Origin of the sequence: Bacillus sp. DHT2, assembly GCF_026241455.1 — a bacterium.
Lineage (GTDB): Bacteria > Bacillota > Bacilli > Bacillales > Bacillaceae_G > Bacillus_A > Bacillus_A pseudomycoides.
This window is the reverse complement of record NZ_JAPHWH010000057.1, coordinates 1-1,723: the sequence shown is the minus strand read 5'-3', so window position 1 is coordinate 1,723 and position 1,723 is coordinate 1. Positions and strand designations below refer to the sequence as shown.

Here is a 1,723-nt window from a genome sequence, read left to right as displayed (position 1 = left end):
TCCCATACCGAACACGGAAGTTAAGCTCTCTAGCGCCGATGGTAGTTGGGACCTTGTCCCTGTGAGAGTAGGACGTCGCCAAGCAACTTTAGACGAGTCAGAATGACTCGTCTTTTTTGTGTTTTTACATAATAAGCGAATGATCGAAGAAAAAAATTCCAATGGGACTTTTATGTCTACATATGGTATGAAGAGACATATATGAAAAGGGGGAGAAAAACATTAAAGGAATAAGTATGCTATTAATTGCGATTATACTATGGGGGATAGCAATTGCTCCGACAAAATGGGCGTTAGAGTCAATTCAGCCATTCACCCTATTATTTCTTCGTCTTTGCTTTGCTAGCGGGATATGTCTATTGTTTTCTTTTCAGCAGCTACGAAAAAGTATTGTTAATAGGGATGTTCCGTGGAAAAGGATAAGCGTGTTATCTTTTACTGGTGTGGCGGGATATTTTATGTTTACCTCGTATGGGATTTTTTTAACAAGTGGATTACATGTTAGCATCATTGATGCTGCTTTACCTTTAGTTACAATTATTTTCTCGGCACTGTTTTTAAAAGAAAAGATTCAGTTAAACTATTGGATTGGAATTATATTAGGTTTTATAGGAGTAATATGTATTACCATTCCATCTGGTAATGATAATCAAAGCGCTTCTCTAGTTGGGGACATACTTATTTTATTAAGTACTTTTTTATTTGCTTTCTATACAATATTATTAAAAAGACCAAAACAAGAAAAGAATCTATCAAACGAAGTATTTACAACGTTAACATTAATCATAGGGGCAATCATTCTACTACCCTTTGCAGTTATCGAAACTTTTTATTATGGTCTACCTCAAATAGAAACATGGAAGACAGGGCTTAGTTTTACATACCTTGTTGTTTGTGCAACAATCCTAGCTTATTGGTTTTGGAATAAGGCACTAGAAAGAATTTCGGCATCAGTAAGTGGGTTGTATTTAAATGCTTTACCACTTATAAGTATTATTGCTTCGGTTATTTTATTAAAAGAATCTCTAACATGGAAGATATTAATAGGAGGATGTCTAGTTTTATTTGGGGTTATCTGGGCGGATAAAGGTAAATTAAGTACTCTAATGAAATCTGTTGATCGACAAACTAAAGAAGATAGGAAGTACAAAACGTATTAATGCCAGAATATGAAAGGGGGATGCATCAAATGGCATGCCCTCTTTTTAGTTGGTTTAGAGGAGCATACAGGAAGAGTAGGGAACCCGTGTAATACGATACTACATTATACATTTATGTACTGTATTTATAATAATGAACAAAGGGATGATAATCCAAGGATGTTTGAAGTGAAATTATTTGATAAAAAGCAAATTGCTAATGAAGTATTGCCATTCTTTTGACTCTGAAATAGAATGAAGGCTCCTTGAGTACGCATTTATAATATCTAGTAGGGATAAATAGTTTTACTATTTTCTCTTTTAGAGGTACTGAGTCTATAGGAATGGAAAGGGTGTATGAATAAAAGATTAATAATCCGTGAGCGTTTATCTATAAAAGAGATAAAAAACAATTTTTTATATAAAAGTCATTGACTATTTCAATATACAGGTGTAATATTATACGAGTCGCCGATAGCAACAACGCAAAACGCGACAAACGAAATGAAAAAACTTAGTTGACATTGAAACATGAAAGTGTTAACATAAGGGAGTCGCAAATGAGCGACAAACAAGTTCTTTGA

At 33.9% G+C, this 1,723-nt stretch carries 2 protein-coding genes and 1 rRNA gene; all 3 read left to right on the top strand.

What is annotated here, in order from left to right; genetic code table 11:
- A 5S ribosomal RNA gene (gene rrf, locus ORL93_RS31655) occupies positions 1 to 84 on the top strand; the annotation flags it as partial.
- A 152-nt stretch (positions 85 to 236) separates the two neighbouring features.
- The gene (locus tag ORL93_RS30730) at positions 237 to 1,160 is read left to right on the top strand and encodes a DMT family transporter (protein ID WP_097796079.1); all 924 of its coding nucleotides are present in this window, start codon (positions 237 to 239) and stop codon (positions 1,158 to 1,160) included.
- A gap of 9 nt (positions 1,161 to 1,169) precedes the next feature.
- Positions 1,170 to 1,382: a hypothetical protein gene (locus ORL93_RS30725; protein ID WP_265960339.1), complete on the top strand. Its 213-nt coding sequence runs from the start codon at positions 1,170 to 1,172 to the stop codon at positions 1,380 to 1,382.
- Positions 1,383 to 1,723: the final 341 nt, after the last annotated feature.

What these genes read in the sequence shown, in the direction of transcription:
- ORL93_RS30730 (WP_097796079.1), top strand. Translation starts at nt 237, where the DNA reads ATGCTATTAATTGCGATTATACTATGGGGGATAGCAATTGCTCCGACA.
- ORL93_RS30725 (WP_265960339.1), top strand. Translation starts at nt 1,170, where the DNA reads ATGAAAGGGGGATGCATCAAATGGCATGCCCTCTTTTTAGTTGGTTTA.